Here is a 22169-nt window from a genome sequence, read left to right on the forward strand (position 1 = left end):
GCCCGGCCGTGGGTCTGCGCGACTCTACTACGCCCTGACCACTCGTTCGAGGGTCGAATCCGTCCGCTCTTTCGGCTTCTCCTTCCGCTTGCGCGGGACACGTCAGGATCGGCGGGCGACCATCGCCGTTCGGCGCCCGAATCATCGGTATTCATACGGTTTGCGCACCGATCGGCGGCGTCCGGGCGGCCAGATCCGAAAGCGAGGGCCCGGTGACGCCTCCACCCGATCTCCCCCGCCTCGGCACTCCTCGTCCGGGTCGGTGCCGATCTCGTCGCGTCACGGTCACAACCCTGGGCAGTGGCAGGGCGATCCGGTAGTTTCGCTGCACCCGCACGACCGGGCACCTCCGGCATGCGCGGAAGTGGCGAACCGAGGAGGACCGTGCGCGAGTTCACCACCCCCGCCCCGGCCTGGCCCGAGGCCACCGGTGGACTCGCCGACAGCCTCTACGACACCGCCGACCGCCACCCCGCCCTGGTCCAGCTCTCCCGGCTCGGCCCGGACGGGACCTGGCGGGACGTGACGGCGCGGGAGTTCCGCGACGAGGTGCTCGCCCTCGCCAAGGGCCTGCTCACCCAGGGCGTGCGCTACGGCGACCGGGTCGCCCTGATGGCCCGCACCCGCTACGAGTGGACGCTGTTCGACTACGCACTCTGGTCGATCGGCGCGATCACCGTCCCGATCTACCCCACCTCCGCGCCCGAGCAGGTGCGCTGGATCCTCGCCGAGACCCAGGCGGTGGCCTGCCTGGTCGAGGACGAGGACGCCGCGATGACGGTCGGCGCCGTCTGCGACGCCCTGCCCGACCTGACCGGCATCTGGCAGCTGGACCGCGACTGCGTGGGCGCGATCGTCGAGGACGGCGTCGGCGTGCCGGACTCGCTCGTCCACCGCCAGCGCCTGGGGGTCGCGCCCGGCAACGTCGCCACCGTCGTCTACACCTCCGGCACCACCGGCCGCCCCAAGGGCTGCCTGATCACCCACGCCAACCTGGCCGCCGAGGCCGACGCCATGCTCGGCGGCTGGGGCGACGTCCTGCGCGACACCGCGGGCGAACAGCCCTCCACCCTGATGTTCCTGCCGCTGGCGCACGTGTACGGGCGGGCGGTGCAGGTCGCCGCGATGCGCGGGGGCCTGCGCATCGGACACGTCCCGGACGTCTCCGCCGACGCGCTGATGCCCGCGCTCGCCAGCTTCGCGCCGACCTTCCTCAACGCCGTCCCCTACGTCCTGGAGAAGGTCTTCCAGCGGGCACGGCAGGCCGCCGAGGACGCCGGGCGCGGCGAACTCTTCGAACAGGCCCGGCAGGTGGCCGTCGACTGGGCCGAGGCCCGCGAGCGGAAGACCTTCGGACGCGGCACCGGCCCCGGCCCCGCCCTGCGGCTGCGCCACCTCGCGTACGAGCGCACCGTCTACCCCAGGCTGCGCGCCGCGCTCGGCGGCAAGGTGCGCACCGTGATGTGCGGCGGCTCCACGCTGCGGCGCGAGCTGGGCCTGTTCCTGACCGGCGCGGGCTTCCAGCTGTACGAGGGCTTCGGGCTGACCGAGACCGCCGCCGCGATCGCCGCCAACCCGGTGCGGCGCCAGAAGCTCGGCACGGTCGGGCGGCCGATGCCGGGCTGCTCGGTGTCCCTGGCCGACGACGGCGAGGTGTGGGTGCGCGGACCGATGGTCTTCGGCGGGTACCTCAACCACCCCCGCTGCACGGCCGAGGCGCTGGTCGACGGCTGGTTCGCCACCGGGGACCTCGGCCGCCTCGACGAAGACGGCTACCTCACCATCACCGGCCGCAAGAAAGACCTGATCGTCACCAGCAGCGGCAAGAACCTCGCGCCCGCCGCGCTGGAGGAGCGGGTCACGGCGCATCCGCTGGTCTCCCAGTGCCTGGTGGTGGGCGACGACCGCCCGTACGTGGCGGCGCTGATCACCCTCGACCCGTCCGCGCTGGCGCACTGGCTCAAGACCCACGGGCGCGAGCAGCTGGACACCTGGGCGGCGCTCGCGGACGAGCAGCTGCACACGGAGATCCAGCGCGCGGTGGGGGCGGCGAACGCGGCGGTGTCGCGGGCCGAGTCGATCCGCGCATTCCGGCTGCTGCCACGGGAGTTCAGCGTGGAGCAGGGGATGGTGACGCCCTCGCTCAAGCTGCGCCGCTCGGTGATCGAGCAGCACCACGCCGCGGACATCGAGGAGCTGTACGCCTCCTGACGGTTCGTCCGCTTCCTTGCCGTTGCCGGTGATTGGGGCCGACTTCGGCCCGGGCGGGTTCACCGGGAGTTCCCTTGACGGGCCGATTGGTCTAGTCCATCGTTGCTCTTCGCTCACCGCGCTCACCCCACGGGCGCGTTCCCCCACCCCAGGAGTCCTCACGTGTCCGTGTCCTCGCGCGTGTCCGCGCTGGCCGCCTCCGTCGCACTGCTCACCGGGTTCACCGGCCCCGCCGCCTTCGCGGCCAGCCCTTCCACCGCCGCGCCTTCCGCGCCTTCCTCCGCCGCTCCGACCGTCAACCTGGCCACCAACCCCGGCTTCGAACTGCCCTCGCCCAACCTCGCCGACTGGGGCAGCATCCCCGGCTGGACCTGCACCGGCGGCCCCGCCGAGGCGGCCGTCACCACCACCGCCCCGCACTCCGGCACCTCCACGCTCACCGTCACCCCGGCGAACGCCGACTCCACCGGCGAGTGCGCCCAGACCGTCTCCGTCCAGCCCAACACCACCTACACCGCCTCGGCCTGGGTGCGCGGCAGCTTCGTCTACCTCGGCGCCACCGGCACCGGCAAGGACGTCTCCCCCGCCTGGACGGAGACCACCGGCGGCAACTGGCAGAAGCTCACCACCCGCTTCACCACCGGGCCCAACGCCCGCAGCATCCGGCTCTACGTCCACGGCTGGTACCAGCAGGGCCCCTTCTCCGTGGACGACGTCCACGTGGACGGCCCCGCGCCCGCGCCCGCCACGGCCGCCGGGTCCATCCCCACCAGCGACAAGGTCGTCTTCTTCACCGTCGACGACGGCTGGTCCCGCCCCGCCGACGCGGAGACCTTCCTCGCCGACCACCACCTGCCCATCACCACGTTCCCCCTGCCGATGCCGGCCGCCGCCGACCCCTCCTACTTCAAGCGGGTCACCGCCGTCCCCGGCTCCTCCGTGCAGGACCACAGCGTCTCCCACAGCGACCTCACCAAGCTGCCGCTCGACCAGCAGCAGGTCGAGATCTGCGACGCCCGTGACTCCCTCACCCGCCTCTTCGGCACCGCCCCGGTCGTCTTCCGCCCGCCGTTCTTCGCCTCCAACGCCGACACCCTCCAGGCGGCCGCCAACTGCGGCATCCGCACCGTCCTCACCGCCGACGCCGACTTCAGCTGGGGCGCCTCCAACATCTGGCACCCGGGCCTGCTCCAGCCCGGCGACGTCATCCTGATGCACTGGTCCGACACCATCACCGCCGACTTCCAGCGCGCCCTCGCCGCCGCCGACGCCGCCGGCCTCAAGCCCGCCGGCCTCACCGACTACCTCCGCTGACCGACCCCACCCCGCGCCCGCGCCGCCCCCAAGGGCTGGCGCGGGCGCGGCCGTTCAGCCGCCTGGGACGCCTCGGATGCCTCGGACGTCTCAGACGCCGAAGACCTTCTCGACCCAGCCGCTCAGGCGCGCACCGAAGTCGACGTCATCGGTGATGTCGTTCGCGGGGACCGGCCCACCCAGCTCGTCCTCCGGCGGCATTTGCTCCCAGTGCGCGGCCAGGTAGCCCACGTCCGCCCAGCCGCCCCGGTACAGCGTCACCTCAAGCGCCGTGCGCCGGTCCTCGATCCGCACACCCACCGAGTCCGGATCGACCACCCGGGCCCGGGGCGGGCGTTGACAGTGTGGTCGCGGCGCTGTTCTGATGAGGGCGTGCAGCGTGGCGCCGGCCAGAGAGTAGTGGGCAGGCCGGTGGCCGGGCGAGAACCTTTTCGAAGGGACGACGCGCGATGAGCATCTTCTCCGCCACCCTGATCTGACCCGCGCGGCCGCCGTGACCGGCGCCGCGTCCTCCGCTGCGCCGACGCGTGCGGCCGTGACTCCCCCGAACCTTCCGGAGACTCACCACACACGCATGCCCATGACCTCTTCTTCCTCTTCCCCCTCCTCCTTCAACCAGACCGTCATCGAGGAGTTCCGCGCCAACGCCGGACGGGTCGGCGGCCCGTTCGAGGGCGGGGACCTGCTCCTGCTCACCACCACCGGCGCCCGCTCCGGGCGACCGCACACCGTGCCGCTCGGCTACGTCGAGGCGCGGGGGCTGCTGCTCGTCGTCGCCTCGGCGGGCGGGGCGCCCGAACATCCGCAGTGGTACCGCAACCTGCTCGCCCATCCCGTCGTCCGGGTCGAACTGGGCGCCGACGCCTTCGACGCCATCGCCGTCCCGGCCGAGGGCGAAGAGCGGGAGAGCCTCTTCGAGGCTATCGTACGCCGCGCCCCCGGGTACGGGGACTACCAGGCGGCGACCGAACGACAACTGCCCGTCGTCGTCCTGGAACGCCCGCAGGCCGCCGACGTCGACGCACCGCCCGTACGCACCCTCGCCGACCGGCTCCTGGAGGCGCACACCTGGCTGCGTGCCCAGCTGCGCCACGTCCGGGAGGAGGCGCAGGCCCTCCAACCGGGCCGGGCGGTCGGCCTCGGGTTCCAGCTGCGCCAGCACTGCCTGGCGTTCTGCCAGGGCCTGGCACACCACCACACCGGTGAGGACGCCGCCGTCCTGCCCGCGGTGGCCCGCAGCCACCCGCAGCTGCGCGGTGTGATCGAGCGGCTCGGCGAGGAGCACCGGGCCATCGGGCGGATCAGGGAGGAGCTGGTGGCCCTGCTCGCCGACGCCGGGAGCGCCGAGCCCGAGCGGCTGCGGGCGGAGCTGGACCGGATGTCCGCCGAGCTGGAGGCCCACCTCGCCTACGAGGAGGCGCAGTTGCTGCCCGCCCTCGCCGCCGTGCCGTTCCCGCCCGTGCCGCCCGTGCCGCCCGTGCCGCCCGCCGGGGGCTGATGCCCCTCCGCGAACGGCGGGTGCCGCCGTCCCCTCCCGCAGCGGGAGGGGACGGCGGCACCCAGGGGTCCGCGGTTCCTTGTCAGGAGGCGGTGAAGACCGGCAGGTAGCCGCCCGCCTGGCCGGAGGCCTTCGGGTGGTAGCTCTCGTCGATCGGGAGGGTGGTGCTGTTCAGCCAGGTGGTCAGCGAGCCGCAGATCTCGTGCTCGGCGAAGATGCCGCGCACGTCACCGAAGCTGAAGCCGGCGTTGGCGACGCGCTTGGCGATGACCTCGTCCAGGGTGTCGGCGGCGCCGTTGATCGCGGAGCGCTTGGTGTCGCCGATGCCGAAGATGCAGGAGCCGCCGATCTTGTACAGGTGCGGGTAACCCAGCACCACGACGTGGGCGTTGGGCGCCTTGGCGTGGATCGCGGAGTAGACCTGGTCGAGCTGGCCGGGCAGGGTGTTGCGGGCGTAGTTCTCGGCGTTGTTGACCGCGTTGAGGCAGTCGCTGTCCGAGCCGAGGACGCAGGTCTGCATGGTGCTGGCGAAGCCCGCGTCGTTGCCGCCGATGCTGATGCTGACCAGCGAGGTGCTGGAACTCAGCGAGGAGATCTGGTTGTTGAGGACGTCACCGGTCTTCGCGCCGGAACAGGCTACGAACTTGAACGAGGACGGCGAGTGCGCGTTCTTCCACAGGTACGCGTAGGAGTTGGTGCTTCTCTTGCAGCTGCCGCTGTCGCTCAGGTAGCTGCCGGCACCGACACCGGCGGAGTACGAGTCGCCGAGCGCCACGTAGTTGGCACCGGCGGCGTTCGCCTCCGAAGCGGCGAACAGCGTCGTCATGGCGAGGGTGGCCGCTATGGCGGAGACGGACAGGGCGCGGGACGGGCGGAACATGACACCTCCGAGGCAGTGACACGGGTCACAGAAGTGATAGCAGGAGGCGGGTGACACGGGAAGCGGTCATGCCAAGGATATTGACGGGCCGTCTGACAACACGGAAGTGAACCCCGCACCAAGGGGCGCCCATCGCCGCAGCTCAGCGCGGGTGTGCGCCGACGCCCGCCGCTCACCGCGCGTAGATGAGAATCCGAACAGTTGTCAGCGAGGTGTCAGCCGGAGGTCAACGGGGCGCCGGGTGGAAGTCAACGCTCCGTCAACTTCGGCGCGGGGCCGCGCCGGGCGGCCGAGGGCCGGGAGGCCCGATCAGGGCGCGTCCTCGGGTTCTCGTCGGACGGCGGACGGCGGCGGACGGACGACGGCCGTTCCCGGCCGGGTGGGCCCTACACCGAACCGGGGAAGACGGTGCAGCCCGCGAGCGGCAGTTCCTCGATCGCCTCGTTCGCCGCCGCGGGCACGCCGAGCCGCTGGACGGCCGCCGCCACCGCCACCCTCGCCTGGCGCAGCCCGGGCACGCCCCAGCCCAGCAGCTCGACCGCCAGCCCCGGCGCGACCAGCAGCCGCCGGTAGTGCCGGCCCGAGGCGGGGTCGGCCGCGCTCGGGCCGACCGAGCGCAGCGCCGCCGCCATCCGCACCCGTGCGCACTCGTGCCCGCCGTTGGCCGAGCCGACCCGGTCGTAGAGGTAGCCGAGGTAGTAGGGCGTGCCGATGAGGGCCTGCGCCTCCTCGGCCGCCTCCCTGGCCAGGGCCGCGCCGGGGTCGCCCGCGTCCTCCGGTTCCAGGGAGCCGCCGGGCAGCGAGCAGATCCCGTCCCGGGGGTTGACCAGCGTCAGCACCCGCCCGTCCGGCGCGAACAGCCAGCCCCAGGACTGCTTCACGGGCAGTCCGGAGGGCACCGGCTCGCCCGGCCGCCACGGCCAGCCCGCGGTGGGGCGCCGCCGCACCCGGCCGAGGAGCTCGGCGACCTCCGCGCTGTACTCGATCGGGCTCATGAGCCCGCTCCTCTGCTGGGCTCCGATCGGGGCGACGCGGACCGAGGCGACGCACACCGGCAGGCCCCGGGCCCGGGGAACGCGGACCGCCCGGCAGACGCTCCCGCTGCGGCACCCACCCCGGCACCCGACCCGGCGCGCGCTCCGGCGGTGCGGGTCCCGGCGGCGAGCCGACGCCGCTCGCTCATGCGTCCCCCTCTCGGTGTCGGGCTCGCCGGACCGGTGGCGCGAGGGGTCGACCTGCGGGGTTCGGTACGGAGCGGAGCGGCCGGAGCGGCGGCGTGGGGCACCGCGCGCTCCTGCTGTTGATCTTCTCCGAAATCTTCCCCGAACAGGCGGTCGATGAACAGTCCCCAGCGCCGCATGGCGGACGCGGAGCCCGTGAGCATCCTCCGCAGGTTCACTCACCCCAGGGGCCCACCCCCGTCCCGGGGGCCCGGGAACGACGGCCCGGACGGCGGCGCGGACGCCGGGCCGGGCGGCGGGCCCGACTCCGAGCCGGACTCCGGGCCGGACGCCGGGCCGGGCGGCGGCCCCGGCAGCGGGAAGCCCGGCCGCGGCACCATCCCCGGCGGGAACGGCAGGCCCCGCTCGGCGTCGTCCGCCAGCTCGTCGAACACCTCGTGGGCCGTCATCGGCCGCAGCCGGCCCCCGGTCAGTGCCCAGCCGAGCACCAGCGGCCCCGTCGACGGGTCGCCGTGCAGCAGCACGGCGCCCTCGCCGCCCGCGGCCACCCCCGCCGCGAGGGTGACGCAGAACGCCTCGGCGTCCCGACCTCCGGGGTGCGCGGCCCCCGCCTCGACGCGGACGTCCACCGCCGACGTCAGCTCCTCGCCCTCCCCGGGCCCGTGGCACCGCAGGGTCAGCAGATGGCACCCCTCCCCCGCGCCCTCGCCCAGGGCGAGGTAGACGGCCGTCACGTACCGCATCACCGCCGCCAGCCGGCGCTGCCCGGCCAGGTCGTCCCCGATGGCGTCCAGCAGGGCCGCGCAGGCCACGGACATCCGCACCCGCGCCCGGTGGTCGTCCAGCAACGCCGGGGCCAGGTCGGCCAGCCGCTCCCCCGTGTAGACGAACGGCTCCCCGGCCAGCTCCGGATCGCCCGCGTACGCGACGCGGGCGGCCGGCAGCCGGGGGTCCAGGCCGAGGGCGTCGCAGTAGTCCTCGTAGTCCCCCGCCTCCATCACCCGCAGGTGCACCTCGAGGCCCTGCCCGTGCAGGGCCCTGAGCTGCTCCTCCGCCCGCCGCAGGTACTCCCGGTGCCGCAGCGAGCCGAACAGCCCGTACCGCGCCAGCCCCGCGAAGTCGGCCGCCCCGACCGCGAGCGCGACCGCCACCGGCTGCGGCGGCGGTGCACCCCTGGCCCGCCCGTCCCGCCGCCGCCCGGCCCCGGGCCCACCCGCACGCCCGCCAGACCGGCCGCCCCCGGACGAGGCCGACCCACCGCCCTCACCGGACGACACCCCGCCACCCCCGGCCCGACACGCGGCCAGCAGCACCCGCCACCGCCCGCTCTCCGACCCCGAACACATCTCCCGCACGGTCATGCTTCCTCCCGTTTGTCCGTTCCATCCAGCACCGACAGAAGCCGACCGCCCCGCCCCACAGAGCCGCCGACGTGGAGGAACATACACAGAGCCACTGACAATCGACCCCCAGTAATCGAACACCCGGCCGCGGAAGCCGGCCCGCGCCCGCAGGATCGGCCCCTCCCGGCCCCGGGAGGGACAGCCCGGGCAGAAGCCGGAGCGCGCCCTGAGCGCCGGCGCCCTGGCGGACGCCGAGTCGGGCGGGGCCCACCAGCCGCGCCGAACGCGCGGCGGGCGACTGAACGGGGCCAGCCCGGAAACCCGCTGGCCACGAAGCGGACACCAGCCCCCGTCCCGCAGGCCCCGGCGAAGCCAGCGGGCATGCGGCGGGGCGAAGCAGCCCAGGCGCGTGCCGGAGGCACGGCAAACAGCGGAACAAGCCAGGCCGAAAACCCGGCGGCCCAACAAGCCGCCAGGCAGGCCCAAGCCCGCCGGGCCGCAGGCCCCGGCGGGCCGGCCCCCGGCGAAGCCGGCGGGCGTGCCGCGAGCGACGCCGCCCAGCGTGCCGGAGGCGCGGCGGCGGCTGAACGGGCCGGCCCGGAAACCCGGAAACCCCGGCGGCCACGAAGCGGACACCAGCCCCCGTCCCGCAGACCCCGGCGAAGCCGGCGGGCATGCGGCGAGCGAGGCAGCCCAGGCGCGTGCCGGAGACGGGGCAGGCGACTGAACAGGCCAGGCCGAAAACCCGGGCGGCCCCGCTGGCCGTGAGGCGGACTCGGCCCGCAGGCCCCGGCGGAGCCGACGGGCGAGAGGCCGACGGGCGCGAGGCCGGCGGGATCGCCCAGGCATACCGGAGGCGCGGCGGGCGACTGAACAGGCCGGGCCGGAACCCCGGCAACCCCATCGTCCGTGAGACGGAAACCGGCCCCCGTCCCACAGACCCCGGCGAAGCCGGCGGGCGCGCGGCGGGCAGGGCAGCCCAGGCGCGTGCTGAAGGCGGGGCAGGCGGCGGAACAGACCGGGCCGAAAACCCGGCGGCCCAACAAGCCGCCAGACAGGCCCAAGCCCGCCGGGCCGCAGGCCCCAGCGGGGCGGCCCCCGGCGAAGCCGGCGGGCGTGCGACGACCGGAGCAGCCCAGGCGCGTGCCTGGAGGCGCGGCGGGCGACTGAACAGACCGGGCCGAAAAACCGGCGGCCCAACAAGCCGCCAGACAGGCCCAAGCCCGCCGGGCCGAAGGCCCCAGCGGCGCGCCCCCGGCGAAGCCGATGGGCGTGCGGCGACCGGAGCAGCCCAGGCGCGTGCCTGGAGGCGCGGCGGGCGACTGAACAGGTCAGGCCGGAAACCCGGCGGCCCCACCGGCCGTGAGACGGACAACAACCCCCGCGCCCGCAGGCCCCGGCGAAGCCGGTGGGCGTGCCGCGAGCGACGCCGCCCAGCGGGCCGGAGGCGGGGCAGACGGCGAACAGGCCGGGCCGGAGGCGCGGCGGCCCTACAAGCCGCAGGGCGGGCCCAGGCCCGCAGGCCCCCGCGGGGCGGCCCCCGGCGGGGCCGGGGGTGGGAGGTGGGTGTGAGGTGGGTGGGGGTGTCGGTGGTGGGGGTTAGGGTCGGGGACCATGCGGCTGTTGCACACCTCCGACTGGCACCTCGGGCGATCGTTCCACCGGGAGAGCCTGCACGACGCCCAGCGCGCGTTCCTGGACCACCTGGTGGAGGTGGTCCGGTCCGAGGGCGTGGAGGCGGTGCTCGTCGCCGGGGACGTGTACGACCGGGCGCTGCCGGGGCTGGACGCGGTCGAGCTGTTCGACGACGTGCTGCACCGGCTGGCGGCGCTCGGCGTGCCGACGGTGTTCATCAGCGGCAACCACGACTCGGCCCGCCGTCTGGGCGTCGGTGCCGGGCTGATCGGCCGCGCGGGCATCCACCTGCGGACGGACCCGGGCGAGTGCGCCGTGCCCGTCGTGCTGGAGGACGCGCACGGCCCGGTGGCCGTGTACGGCCTGCCGTACCTGGAGCCGACGCTGGTGCGCGAGCGGTTCGGCCTGGCGAAGGGCGGCCACGCGGCGGTGCTGGGAGCGGCGATGGACCGGGTGCGGGAGGATCTCGCGGCCCGCCCCGAGGGCACCCGGGCCGTGGTGCTGGCGCACGCCTTCGTGACCGGCGGCGCCCCGAGCGACAGCGAGCGGGACATCGCGGTGGGCGGGGTGGCCGCCGTGCCCGCCTCCGTCTTCGACGGCGTGAACTACGCCGCGCTGGGCCATCTGCACGGCTGCCAGACCCTCGCCCCGCACCTGCGCTACAGCGGCTCGCCGCTCGCCTACTCCTTCTCCGAGGCCGACCAGCGCAAGACGATGTGGCTGGTCGACCTCGCCGCCGACGGCACGGTCACCGCCGAGCGGGTCGACTGCCCGCAGCCGCGCCCCCTGGCCCCGCTCAGGGACACCCTCGACGCCCTGCTCACCGACGAGCGGTACGAGGAGCACGAGCGGTCCTGGGTCCAGGCCACCCTCACCGACCCGGTCCGCCCCGCCGAGCCGATGGAGAAGCTGCGCCGCCGCTTCCCGCACACCCTGCAACTGCTCTTCGACCCGCAGGGCTCCGAGGCCGAGCCCGTCCGCTCGTACGCCGCGCGGGTGAGCGGACGGGCGGACCTGGAGATCGCCGAGGGCTTCCTGCGGCACGTGCGCCCGGGCGCGGAGCCGGGCGCGGAGGAGCTCGGCTGGCTGCGCGACGGGTTCGAGAGCGTGCGGGAGTCCGGCGAGCGGAAGGCGGAGCTGCCGCGATGAGGCTGCACAGGCTGACGGTGACCGCCTTCGGCCCGTTCGCGGGCACCGAGACGGTGGACTTCGACGCGCTCGCCGCCGGCGGGCTGTTCCTGCTGCGCGGCGCGACGGGCGCGGGCAAGAGCAGCGTGCTGGACGCGGTCTGCTTCGCCCTCTACGGGGAGCCTCCGGGCACCCGCCGGGCGAGCCGGCTGCGCAGCGACCACGCCGATCCGCGGCACCTGACCGAGGTGCGCCTGGAGCTGACGCTGGGCGGGCGGCGCCTGGAGGTCGTGCGGCTGCCCGAGCAGCGCCGGCCGAAGAAGGTCGGTTCGGGCACGACGGTCGAGCGGGCGCAGACGCTGCTGCGCGCCTGGGTGGAGGACGCGGGCGAGGGGGTGCCGGGCTGGCGGGCGGTCAGCAAGTCGCACCAGGAGGCCGGGGAGGAGATCCACCGGCTGATCGGCATGAACCGGGACCAGTTCTGCCAGGTGGTGCTGCTCCCCCAGGGTGATTTCGCGCGCTTCCTGAAGGCGGACTCCGAGGAGCGCGGCAAGCTGCTGCGGCGGCTGTTCGACACCGAGCGCTTCCAGCACGTCGAATCCTGGCTGGCCGAGCAGCGGCGCACCCAGGAGGCGTCCGTACAGACGGGCCGGGCCCGGCTGCGGGACCTCGCGAGCAGGGCCGAACAGGCGGCGGGCAAGGGCTGGGGCGGGGGCAGGGACGGGGGCGGGGGCGCCGAGCCGCTCACCGAGGGACAGCAGGGGGAGCAGCAGGAGGACGTCACCTCCGTGCTCGCCTGGGCGGCGGTGCTGCGCAGCGAGGCGTCCGAGCAACTGTCGGTGGCCGAGGCCGCGTTGGAGGGCGCCGAGGCCCGTCAGCGCGACGCCCAGCGCGGGCGGGAGGCGGCGGAGCAGTTGGCCGCCCGCCAGCGCCGTCACGGGCAGGCGCTGCAACAGGCGCGCCGGCTGGCGGAGTTCGAGCCCGCGGCGGAGCGGGACGGCCTGCGGCTGGCCGAGGCCCTGCGGGCGGTGGGGGTGGAGTCGGCGCTGCGGCTGCGCGAGGGTGCGGCCGAGGCGTGGGAGCGCGCGGCGGAGGCCGAGCGCCGCTGCCGTGCCGCACTGGACGACACCCGGGCCTCGCCCGAGGAACTGGCCGCGCTGGAGCAGGAGTTGCGTGCGGAGGTCGTCCGCCTGGAGGCGGCACGCGAGGAGGAGTACCGCTGCGCCCGGCTCGACCGCGACGAACACTCGTTGACGGCCGATCGGCGCCGCGCGGAGGAGCTGACGGAGGAGGCGCAGGACTGGCTCGCCGAGTTCGAGGGTGAGCTGTCCCGGCTGGAGGCCGACCGTTCCGGGGCGCTGGAGGCGAGCGCCCGGGTGGACCGGCTGGACGCCCGGCGCGAGGAGTTGGGCACCCGGCTGGCCGCCGCCCGCGAGCGGGACGCCCTCCGGGCGCGGATCGGCGCCGAGGAGCCCCGGGCGGCGGCTCTGCGCTCGGCCGCCCTGGACGCCCGCGAGCACTGCCTCGACCTGCGCGACCGCCGACTGGCGGGCATGGCCGCCGAGTTGGCGGAGCGACTGCGTGCGGGCGAGGCGTGCCGGGTGTGCGGTTCGCCGGAGCATCCGGCGCCCGCCGAGGCGTCGGCCGGCGGCCGGATCACCGCCGAGGACGAGGAACGGGCGGCCGGTGTCAGGGACGCGGCCGAGCGGGCCTGGCGGCGGGCCGACGAGGCGCTGACGGCACTGCGGGTGCGCGAGGCGACGGCCGCGGGCACGGCCGGGCCGGAGGAAACGCGGCAACTCGCCGACGCCCTGGAGGAGTTGGAGCGCGAGCACCGCGAGGCGCGGCACGCGGCGGAGGCCCTGGTCCGCGTCGAGCGGGAGATCGGCCGCCTGACGCGGGAACGCACGCGCCGCCAGGAGGAGTTGAGGGGGGCCGAGGAGCACGCGGCCGTCCTCACCGACCGGCTGCGCAAGCTGGAGGAGGAGCGCTCGGAGCTGGAGGGCCGGGTGGCGGCGGCCCGGGGCGAGTCCGCCTCGGTGGCCGAGCGCGCGGCGGCGCTGGCCGCCCGCGCCGAGCTGGTCTCGGCGGCGGCCAGGTCCGCCCAGGCCGGTGCCCAGGCCCTGGCCCGCCTGGAGGAGGCACAGGACGAACTGGCCAAGGCCGCGGCCGCCGAGGGTTTCCCGGACGCGGCCTCGGCACTGGCCGTGCTGCTGCCCCGCGAGGAGCGCGAGCGCCTGGAGGCCCGGCTGGCCCGGCACCGCGAGGAGAGCGCCGCCGTCCGCCGCGAGCTGGCGCTGCCCGAACTGGCCGAGGCGGCGGCCCACGAGCCCGCGGACCTGCCCGCCGCAGCGGCGGCCCTGGCAGCGGCCACCGAGGGCCTCGGCCGGGCGCACGCCGCCCGCTCGGCGGCGGCGGAGCGCCGCGCGGCGCTGGCCGGGATCGGCCGGCAACTGAACGCACTGGCGGCCGAGTTGGGCCCGGCCCTGGAACGCTTCGAGCGGATCAACCGCCTCGCCGCGCTGGCGGCCGGCACCTCGACGGAGAACCGGCTGCGGATGCGCCTGGAGTCGTACGTCCTGGCGGCCCGCCTGGAGCAGGTGGCGGCGGCGGCCAGTGCCCGACTGGTGCGGATGTCGGGAGGCCGCTACACCCTGGTGCACAGCGACGACCGGGGCGGCGGCAACAAGCGCTCGGGCCTGGCGCTGCGGGTGGTCGACGCCTGGACGGGCACCGAGCGGGACACGGCCACGCTCTCCGGCGGCGAGGGCTTCTTCGCCTCGCTCTCCCTCGCCCTGGGCCTGGCCGACGTGGTGACGGACGAGGCGGGCGGCATGCCGCTGGACACCCTGTTCATCGACGAGGGCTTCGGCACGCTGGACGAGCAGTCGCTGGAAGAGGTGATGGACGTCCTCGACGGGCTGCGCGAGCGCGACCGCGCGGTCGGCATCGTCAGCCACGTCGCCGACCTGCGCAGCCGCATCCCCGCCCAACTGCTGGTCCGCAAGGGCCGCCACGGCTCCACCCTCGCCCTGGCGGCCCGCGAGAACGCCTAAACGGCCTCCCGCCGCGCCGTCGCCGCCACCATGCCCGAGGTCGCCAGCAGGTAGCCGAGCTGGGCGCGGCTGGTGCTGCCGAGCCGGGAGGAGAGCCGGCGCACGTGCTCGGCGGCGGTGCGGCGGCTGACGCCGAGCCGGCGGGCGATGGAGTCGTCGGTGTGCCCGGAGATGAGCATCCGGATGACGACCTGTTCGACCTCGGAGGCGATCCGGGGCTGGCTGGGCCCGTCCCGTTTGGCCTCCGGCAGCGGGACGGCCCGGTCCCAGCTGCTCTCGAAGACCTTGCGCAGGAAGGCGATCACGGCCGGGTGCCGGACCTCGATCGCGGAGACCCTGCGGTCGCCCGCGCCGGGCAGGTAGGCGACCTGGTCGTCGCAGATGATCAGCCGTTCGAAGAGCTCGTCGAGGGTGCGCACCTCGGCCCCGGCGGCGCTGATCCGCTCGACGTAGTCGAGGGTCGGCGGGTGGTAGCGCACGGAGTGCTGGTAGAGGGTGCGCTGCCGTACGCCGGAGCGCAGCAGTGGCAGGTCGCGTTCGAGGGCTTCGGCGAGGAGTTCGGCCGAGCGTCCGCCGCCGGGCTGGGCGGTGAGGAGTTCCTCGCGGCAGGAGGCGACGGACTGGGCGAGGGCCTCGCTGATGAGGCGTTCGCCGGTGAGGACGGTCAGCCACTCCTGCTGCTGCTGCATCGCGCCCGCGTAGAAGGCGGTGGCGGGGACGAGGAGGCGGCGGACGGCCTCGGCGGCGGTGCGCTGTTCGTCGATCAGTTCCTCGATGGGGCGCACCAGTCGGGAGGTGACGAGTTCGGGCGGCACCGGGACGTAGGTGTCGGGGTCGGGTTCGACGGAGGCCGGGACCATCAGGCCGAGGGTTCTGAGGCACGGGGTGACGATGGCGGCCGGCAGGTTGCCGCGGTGGACGGCTTCGCGGTATCTGGCCAGGCCCTCGGAGCAGAGTTCGGGCAACCCGGACAACATGTCCGAATTGTTCCCACTTGTGCACATTGCCCCTCCCGCATGAACATGCAAATCATTAATGTGAATCATGCTACCTCCTCCGGATGCGAGGGGCCTGGGGCAGGATGAAGTCACCGATGAATTGCTTGCCGATCGCTCCGGAGAATGACGTGTTCAAGCCGCGAGAAATACCCGACCGCGCACTTCAGGCCATCACCGTGGCCGTTTTCACAACCCTGCTCGGAATTTCCACGGCAGCATCGCCGGGAATTCACCCTGGCCATTCGACGGTGCGTGCCGACTCCGCCTGGGGCTCCCCCACCCCGGCCGTCGCCGAGCGGGCCCCCGCCCAGGGAGCCGGCGGCGCCTGAGCTCCAGGCCACCCGGGGTCGAATCCCGGGGAAAAGCACACCCGCAGGCACGGTCACATCGAATGGAGAGGTCGATTCATGCAGCCCTACGACATCCTCGGAATCGGTTTCGGACCGGCGAACCTGGCCCTGGCGATCGCCCGCGAGGAACAGGAGTCCACGCTTTCGGCGAAGTTCCTGGAATCCAGGGACGAACCGGCCTGGCAGCCCGGCATGCTGCTGGACGGTTCCGACATCCAGAACCACCCCTGCCGGGACCTCGTCTCGCTGCGCAACCCGCGCAGCCGCTACTCCTTCCTCAATTACCTGTTCGAGCACGGTCGCATGATCGAACACCTCAACCTCCCGGCGGAGTTCCCGCTGCGCAAGGAGTACGCCCGCTACATCACGTGGGTGGCCCGTCACTTCGACGACGTGGTGGACTACGGCCGCCGGGCCGAGCGCGTCGCCGTGGTCGAGCGCGAGGGCGAGTCGCTCTACGAGGTGACGGCCTCCACCGGCGAGGTCTACCTCGGCCGCACCCTGGTCGTCGGCCCCGGCCGCACACCGTTCGTCCCGGAGCCGTTCGCCTCCCACCCCGGCCGGCGCGTCTTCCACCTCACCGACTACCTGTTCCGGCTCGAGGAGTTCACCGCGCAGCGGGCCCCCGAGTCGGTGGCCGTCATCGGCGGCAGCCAGAGCGCCGCCGAACTGACCCTCGACCTCGCCCACCGCTTCCCCCGCGCCCGGGTGCGCAACCTGGTGCGGGCCTTCGGCCTCAAGCTCAAGGACACCAGCCCGTTCAGCGAGGAGGGCTACTTCCCGGCCTTCACCGACTACTACGTCCAGGCCGACCCCGCCGCCCGCCGCCGCCTCGACGCCTACCTCCACGGCACCAACTACTCCGCCGTGGACGGCGACGTGCTGCGCGACCTCTACATGCTCGTCTACGAGCAGCGCCTCGACGGCGACCAGCGGGTGTTCGTCGACGGCAACCGCCAGGTCGGCGCCGTGCGCGAGGAGGGCGAGCGCGTCGCCCTGGACATCACCGAGGTCAACACCGGCGCCGTCGAGACCGACCACTTCGACCTGGTCGTCATCGCCACCGGCTTCCGCGACCTGGGCCCCGGCCCGGACCAGGAGCTCCACCCGAAGGTGCTCACCGGCATTGCGGACCGCTTCCGCACCGAGCCCTCCGGCGCCCTGCACGTCACCTCGGACTACGCCCTCGAGGCCCGGCCCGAACACGCCGGCACCCCGCCGCTGTTCCTCAACGGCCTGTGCGAGTCCTCCCACGGCATCGGCGACGCCGGCTCGTTCAGCCTGCTGTCGCTGCGCGCCCAGACCCTCCTCGACGGCCTGGTCAAGCACGGCGGCTTCGAAGGCCGGGGCGCCGAGGCCCTGGCCCGCTGAACTTCAAGAAAACCAGACGCGCACCTCGCACCTCCCGCCACACCCCTCCCGCCACACCCCTCCCGCCACACCCCTCCCACCACACCACGATTGGAGCCAGGTGTGTCAGCGACCCTGACCCCGCACGTCCGCACCGCGATCCCCGGCCCCCGCAGCAGCGAGCTCCTCAAGCGCCAGGCCGACCGCGAGTCCAACGCCCGCAGCTACCCGCGCCGCCTGCCGATCGCCGTCGCCCGCGCCCAAGGCAGCCTGATCGAGGACCTCGACGGCAACGTCTTCCTCGACTGCCTCTCCGGCGCCGGCGTCCTCTCCCTCGGCCACAGCCACCCGGACCTCGTCGCCGTGGCCGAACGCCAGCTGAAGACCTTCGTCCACGGCCTCGACCTGCCGACCGGCCCCAAGGACGACTTCACCGAGCAGCAGTTCTCCATGCTGCCCCCCGCGATGCGCGAGAGCACCCGCATCCAGTTCTGCGGCCCCACCGGCGCCAACGCCGTCGACGCCGCGATCAAGCTCTGCAAGACCTACACCGGCCGCGGCGACATCGTCTCCTTCCAGGGCGGCTTCCACGGCAGCACCCACGCCGCCATGGCCCTGACGGGCCTGGTCGAGCAGAAGGCCCCGATCGCCAACGGCCTGCCCGGGGTGCACTTCTTCCCCTACTCGGCCTGCCACGACTGCCCGTTGGGCCTGCGCCCCGACAGCTGCTCCACCAACTGCGCGACCTACCTGGAGAAGTCGCTCAAGGACCCCAACGGCGGGATCGCCAAGCCGGCCGCCGTCATCCTCGAGCTCATCCAGGGCGAGGGCGGCGTCGTCCCGGCCCGCCTGGAGTTCGTGCGCCGGCTGCGCGCCGTCACGGCGGAGCTGGACATCCCGCTGATCGTCGACGAGGTGCAGAGCGGCTGCGGGCGCACCGGCACCTGGTTCGCCTTCGAGCAGTACGGCATCGAGCCGGACGTCGTCGTCGCCTCCAAGGCGCTGAGCGGCATGGGCCTGCCGGCCGCCGTCATCCTCTACCACCAGCGGCTGGACACCTGGGCGCCCGGCGCCCACAGCGGCACCTTCCGCGGCAACCAGCTCGCCTTCGCCACCGGCGCCGAGGCGATCCGGGTGATCCGCCGCGACGGCGTCCTGGAGAACGTCCGCGAGCGCGGCGCCCAGCTGATGAACCGTTTCACCGCCCTGCAGGAGCGCTGCGCCTGGGTGTCGGACGTCCGCGGGCTGGGCCTGATGCTCGGCATCGAGCTCACCGACCCGGCCACCGGCGAGCGCGCCTCCGGCCTGGCCAAGCAGGTGCAGAGCGCCGCCCTGGAGGAGGGCCTGATCCTCGAACTCGGCGGCCGGGACGACTGCGTGGTGCGGCTGCTGCCCCCGCTGACCCTCTCCGAGGCGGAGGCCGACTTCGCCGCCGACGTCCTCGACCGGGTCTTCGCGCGCCTCACCGCCTAGCCCCCTCACCGAGAGATCCCCCGAACCGGGTGCGGGGCGGCCCCCGGAGCCGACCCGGGCCGCCCCGCGCCCTCCTCCCGCACGCCTCCGCACGCCTACCGCATGCCTCCGCATGCCTCCCGCACGCCTCAACAGGAGCCCACCGCGATGCCCCTCATCCTGCCCACGCCCATCCCGGCCAAGGAGCAGCTGGCCAAGGAGAACATCCCCGTCCTGGACGCGGCCCCGGCCGGCGCCGAGGTCCTGGACGTCGCGATCTTCAACGTCATGCCCGACAAGCCCGTCACCGAGACCCAGCTGCTGCGCCTGCTCTCCGTCTCGCCGCTGCCCGTACGCCCGACCCTGCTGCGCCCGGCCGACCACGTCTCGAAGAGCACGCCGGAGAGCTACCTCGCCGAGCACTACCAAACCCACGCCGAGGTGGCCGGGCGCCGCTTCGACGCCATGCTGGTCACCGGCGCCCCGGTCGAGCACCTGCCCTTCGAGCAGGTCACCTACTGGGACGAGCTGCGCCGCGTCATGGACTGGGCGCGCACCAACGTGACGTCCACGATGTACATCTGCTGGGCCGCGCAGGCCGCGCTGTACCACCGCCACGGCATCCCCAAGCGCGACCTCGGCGCCAAGCTGTTCGGCAACTTCCCGCAGTCGACGCCCGATCCGCTGGCGCCGCTGCTGGCCGGCTTCGACGAGGGCTTCCACGTGCCGATGTCCCGCTACACCGACACCGAGCGCGCCGACCTCGCGGCCGTGGCCGAGCTGGAGATCCTCGCCGAGTCCCCCGAGTCGGGCGTCTACCTGTCCGGGCGGCGCGACGGCACCGAGTTCTACTGCTCCGGCCACCCCGAGTACGACCACCTCACGCTGCACGCCCAGTACGAGCGCGACGTGGCCAAGGGCCTGCCGATGCACGTCCCGCCGGGCTACTACCCCGGCGGCGACCCGAAGGCCGCCCCCGTCCGCAACTGGGGCGCGCACGGCCGGCTGCTCTACGCCAACTGGCTGAACAACCACGTCCTGCCGCACAGGTCCCGGGCGCCGAAGTCCAGTTGATCGCAGCCCAGTTGATCGCAGCCCAGTTGAGCGCAGCCCAGTTGACCCACCACCCCGTGAACCGTTCCGCAGGAGAGACGAGAACACCGTGAGCACCCAGCCCGTCAGCAGCGAGACCGACCAGGACGCGGTCCTGCTGGTCATCGGCATCGGCAGCCAGAAGGACCGCGACAGCCGCCCCTACCGCGAGTACCTGCTCTCGGCCGCGGCGCAGCGCTTCAAGCTCTGGCTGTTCGACTCCAACGAGCCGACCTGGCAGAGCGAGTACGTCGTCGGCGCGAACGCCCTGAACTGCTACGACCCCGAGGCCGTCGTCGCGGCCGCCCGCCGCCTGGCCGAACAGCGGCCGGTGATCGGCATGTTCTGCCCCGACGAGGGCACCCTGCTCGCCGCCTCGCACGCGGCCGCCGCGCTGGGCGTGCCCGGCATGTCGGTGGACACCGTGACGGCCTGCCGGGACAAGAAGACCACCCGGGCGCTGCTGACCCGGGCTGGCATCGCCCAGCCGCGCTTCACCACCGTCCGCTCGCCCGGCGAGGCGCTGCGCGCGGCGGAGGACCTGGAGTACCCCGTCGTCCTCAAGCCCCGCAACCTGGGATCGAGCCTCGGCGTGATCAAGGTGTCGGGCCCGGACGAGATGGCCGGGGCCTTCGGGATCACCACAGCCGCCGCCTACCCGGGCGTCGAGGTGCCGGACGACTACATCGTCGAGCAGTACCTGGACGGCCCGGAGGTCTCCGTCGACGGCGCGGTCTTCGACGGCGCGTACACGCCGATGTTCGTCGGCCGCAAGCAGGTCGGCGGGGAGCCGTACTTCGTCGAGACCGGCCACACCGTCACCGCGGGGGACCCTCTGCTGGACGACGAGGCGCTGATCGCGATGCTCCAGGACGCCCACACAGCGCTGGGCATCACCCACGGCACCACCCACACCGAGGTCAAGCTCACCTCGCGCGGCCCGGTGATCGTGGAGGTCAACGGGCGCCTGGGCGGCGACCTCATCCCGTACCTGGGCAAGCTCGCCACCGGCATCGACCCGGGCCTGGTCGCGGTCGACGTGGTCACCGGCCGCCGCCCCGAGTTCACGGGGGGCCTGTCGCGCACCGTCGGCATCCGCTTCTTCGGCCCCGAGGAGGACTGCCGGGTCGAGCGGATCACCCTGGCCGAGCCCACCCCCGGGGACGGGGTGCTCCAGCTCGCCAAGGTCGTCTCCCCCGGCGTCGAGCTGTACGGGCCGCCGAAGGACTACGTCGCCCGGTACGCCTTCGCCGTCGCCGAGGGCGCCGACCAGGAGGAGTGCGACAAGCGCCTGGACGCGGCCGGGGCGCTGGTGTCCTTGGAGAGCACCCCGATCGGCGGGACGCCGGCCACCAGCGCGCCGATCGGCGGCACCCCGTGACCGAGCTCGACTCGGCGGAGCCCCCGGCTCCGGCCGGGCCGCGGACGGACGGGCCCTCCCCGGCCCGCCGTCCGCGGCCGGGCGAGATCCCCCGGCCGATCGTCGTCGTCTCGCTGGGCGTGTTCCTCAACCGCGTCGGCGGGTTCTTCGCGATCTTCCTGACCCTGGTGCTCGCCGACCGGGGCTACGACGCCGGTCAGATCACCCTGGGCCTGGCCCTGGTCGCCGGCGCGGGCATGGCCGGCGCCGGGGTCTCCGGACTGCTCGCCGACCGGATCGGACGGCGGCGCTCCCTGCTGCTGTTCACCCTGCTCACCGCGGCGTTCTCGGCCCTGCTGGCCGAGTTCCGCGGCTACACCTCCACCCTGGTGCTGGCCTGCCTGCTGTCCGCGGCCGTCCAGGCGTACGGGCCGGTGGCGCAGGCGGTGGTCGGCGAGGCGGCCCCGGCCGAGCACCGGGTGACGATGTTCGCCCTCTACCGGCTCGCCCTGAACGTGGGCGCCGCCGTCGGCCCGCTGATCGGCGGCATCTGGGCGGCCGGGCACATGGACACCCTGCTGCTCGGCAACGCGGCCGTCTCGGTGGCCTCCTGCCTGCTGCTCCTCGCTCTGCCCGCCGACCGGGGCTCGCCGCGCAGAGCCCCCGAGCGAGCGAGCGGACAGACGGGCCCGGGCCCGCTGGGCGATCCGCGCTTCATCGGCGTCTGCGTGCTGCTGGGCCTGATCTCCCTGGTGTACGCCCAGCAGACCGGCCCACTGCCGCTGGCCATGAAGGACAGCGGGTTCAGCACCGGCGCGTTCGGCGCCCTGCTGACCCTCAACGCGGTCGTGGTGATCGCCTGTGAGGTGCCGCTGTCCGTGGTCATCCAGCGCTGGCCGGTGCGGGTGCCGATCTGCCTGGGCGCCGTCTGCGTCTTCGGCGGGTACCTCGTCAACGCGGCCGGGGTCACCTGGCCCGTCCTGGTCGCCGGGGTGCTGCTGTGGACGGCCGGGGAGATGCTCATCTCACCGGTCGCGGCCGCCGCCGCCACCGCCGCCGCCCCGCCCGGGGCGGTGGCCCGCTACCAGTCGGTGCTCGGCTTCTGCCAGTCCACCGGCATGTCGCTGGGCCCGGCCGCGGGCGTCTTCGCGTACGGGCTGGGCGCCACCTGGCCCTGGGTGCTCAGCGGACTGCTCGGCCTGCTGGTCACCCCGGCACTGTTCCGGCTGCTCGCCGGGCGGCGCTGAGAACCCCCAGCGAGAGCCCCCGGTTCATCAGCACCGCCAACACACCAGCACCGTCAACACACCAGCACCGTCAA

15 protein-coding genes are annotated in these 22169 nt (G+C 74.2%); 10 read left to right on the top strand and 5 right to left on the bottom strand.

Features of this window, described 5'->3' with window-relative positions; translation table 11 throughout:
* Positions 1-384: 384 nt before the first annotated feature.
* Both ACIBCA_RS08085 and ACIBCA_RS08090 read left to right on the top strand, forming a co-directional pair.
* Positions 385-2211 (top strand): AMP-dependent synthetase/ligase, encoded by a 1827-nt coding sequence (locus ACIBCA_RS08085; protein WP_396282004.1) that lies wholly within the window; start codon positions 385-387, stop codon positions 2209-2211.
* A 162-nt stretch (positions 2212-2373) separates the two neighbouring features.
* Positions 2374-3525 carry a polysaccharide deacetylase family protein gene (locus ACIBCA_RS08090; protein WP_396282005.1) on the top strand — a complete coding sequence of 384 codons (1152 nt, stop codon included), beginning with the start codon at positions 2374-2376 and terminating at the stop codon, positions 3523-3525.
* Positions 3526-3615: 90 nt separating this feature from the next.
* Here ACIBCA_RS08090 and ACIBCA_RS08095 read toward each other — a convergent pair whose 3' ends face one another.
* Entirely contained in the window at positions 3616-3819 is a 204-nt protein-coding gene (locus ACIBCA_RS08095; RefSeq protein WP_396282006.1) for a hypothetical protein, read from the bottom strand.
* 280 nt (positions 3820-4099) lie between these two features.
* Here ACIBCA_RS08095 and ACIBCA_RS08100 point away from each other — a divergent pair, with 280 nt between their 5' ends.
* A complete protein-coding gene (locus ACIBCA_RS08100; RefSeq protein ID WP_396282007.1) occupies positions 4100-5023 on the top strand; it encodes a nitroreductase/quinone reductase family protein in 924 nt (307 codons plus the stop codon).
* A gap of 82 nt (positions 5024-5105) precedes the next feature.
* Here the strand turns inward: ACIBCA_RS08100 and ACIBCA_RS08105 are convergent, their stop codons facing one another.
* From ACIBCA_RS08105 to ACIBCA_RS08115, 3 genes are all read right to left on the bottom strand, one after another.
* On the bottom strand, positions 5106-5903 hold the full coding sequence (locus tag ACIBCA_RS08105) for an SGNH/GDSL hydrolase family protein (RefSeq protein WP_396282008.1): 798 nt from the start codon (positions 5901-5903) through the stop codon (positions 5106-5108).
* A gap of 386 nt (positions 5904-6289) precedes the next feature.
* On the bottom strand, positions 6290-6898 hold the full coding sequence (locus ACIBCA_RS08110) for a hypothetical protein (RefSeq protein WP_396282009.1): 609 nt from the start codon (positions 6896-6898) through the stop codon (positions 6290-6292).
* 404 nt (positions 6899-7302) lie between these two features.
* Entirely contained in the window at positions 7303-8235 is a 933-nt protein-coding gene (locus tag ACIBCA_RS08115; protein WP_396282010.1) for a hypothetical protein, read from the bottom strand.
* A 1806-nt stretch (positions 8236-10041) separates the two neighbouring features.
* Between ACIBCA_RS08115 and ACIBCA_RS08120 the strand changes: the two genes are divergently transcribed.
* Positions 10042-11211, top strand: coding sequence for an exonuclease SbcCD subunit D (locus ACIBCA_RS08120; RefSeq protein ID WP_396282011.1), 1170 nt, complete (start codon positions 10042-10044; stop codon positions 11209-11211).
* Entirely contained in the window at positions 11208-14246 is a 3039-nt protein-coding gene (locus tag ACIBCA_RS08125; protein ID WP_396282012.1) for an AAA family ATPase, read from the top strand. Before ACIBCA_RS08120 ends, ACIBCA_RS08125 begins: the two co-directional genes overlap by 4 nt.
* Here ACIBCA_RS08125 and ACIBCA_RS08130 read toward each other — a convergent pair.
* Positions 14243-15223, bottom strand: a complete 981-nt coding sequence (locus ACIBCA_RS08130) for a LuxR C-terminal-related transcriptional regulator (RefSeq protein WP_396282013.1) — start codon at positions 15221-15223, stop codon at positions 14243-14245. The genes ACIBCA_RS08125 and ACIBCA_RS08130 overlap by 4 nt on opposite strands.
* A gap of 428 nt (positions 15224-15651) precedes the next feature.
* On the opposite strand from ACIBCA_RS08130, the gene ACIBCA_RS08135 reads away from it, so the two are divergent.
* The 5 genes from ACIBCA_RS08135 (at position 15652) to ACIBCA_RS08155 (ending at position 22095) form a co-directional block, all read left to right on the top strand.
* The gene (locus ACIBCA_RS08135; protein ID WP_396282014.1) at positions 15652-16965 is read left to right on the top strand and encodes a lysine N(6)-hydroxylase/L-ornithine N(5)-oxygenase family protein; all 1314 of its coding nucleotides are present in this window, start codon (positions 15652-15654) and stop codon (positions 16963-16965) included.
* A 102-nt stretch (positions 16966-17067) separates the two neighbouring features.
* Positions 17068-18417 carry an aspartate aminotransferase family protein gene (locus tag ACIBCA_RS08140; RefSeq protein WP_396282015.1) on the top strand — a complete coding sequence of 450 codons (1350 nt, stop codon included), beginning with the start codon at positions 17068-17070 and terminating at the stop codon, positions 18415-18417.
* 147 nt (positions 18418-18564) lie between these two features.
* Positions 18565-19470 (top strand): homoserine O-succinyltransferase, encoded by a 906-nt coding sequence (locus ACIBCA_RS08145; RefSeq protein WP_396282016.1) that lies wholly within the window; start codon positions 18565-18567, stop codon positions 19468-19470.
* An 88-nt stretch (positions 19471-19558) separates the two neighbouring features.
* Positions 19559-20869 carry an acetyl-CoA carboxylase biotin carboxylase subunit family protein gene (locus ACIBCA_RS08150; protein WP_396282017.1) on the top strand — a complete coding sequence of 437 codons (1311 nt, stop codon included), beginning with the start codon at positions 19559-19561 and terminating at the stop codon, positions 20867-20869.
* A complete protein-coding gene (locus ACIBCA_RS08155) occupies positions 20866-22095 on the top strand; it encodes an MFS transporter (RefSeq protein ID WP_396282018.1) in 1230 nt (409 codons plus the stop codon). The genes ACIBCA_RS08150 and ACIBCA_RS08155 overlap by 4 nt, the downstream gene beginning before the upstream one ends.
* Positions 22096-22169 lie beyond the last annotated feature (74 nt).

The organism is Kitasatospora sp. NPDC051170 (assembly GCF_044455705.1).
Lineage (GTDB): Bacteria > Actinomycetota > Actinomycetes > Streptomycetales > Streptomycetaceae > Kitasatospora.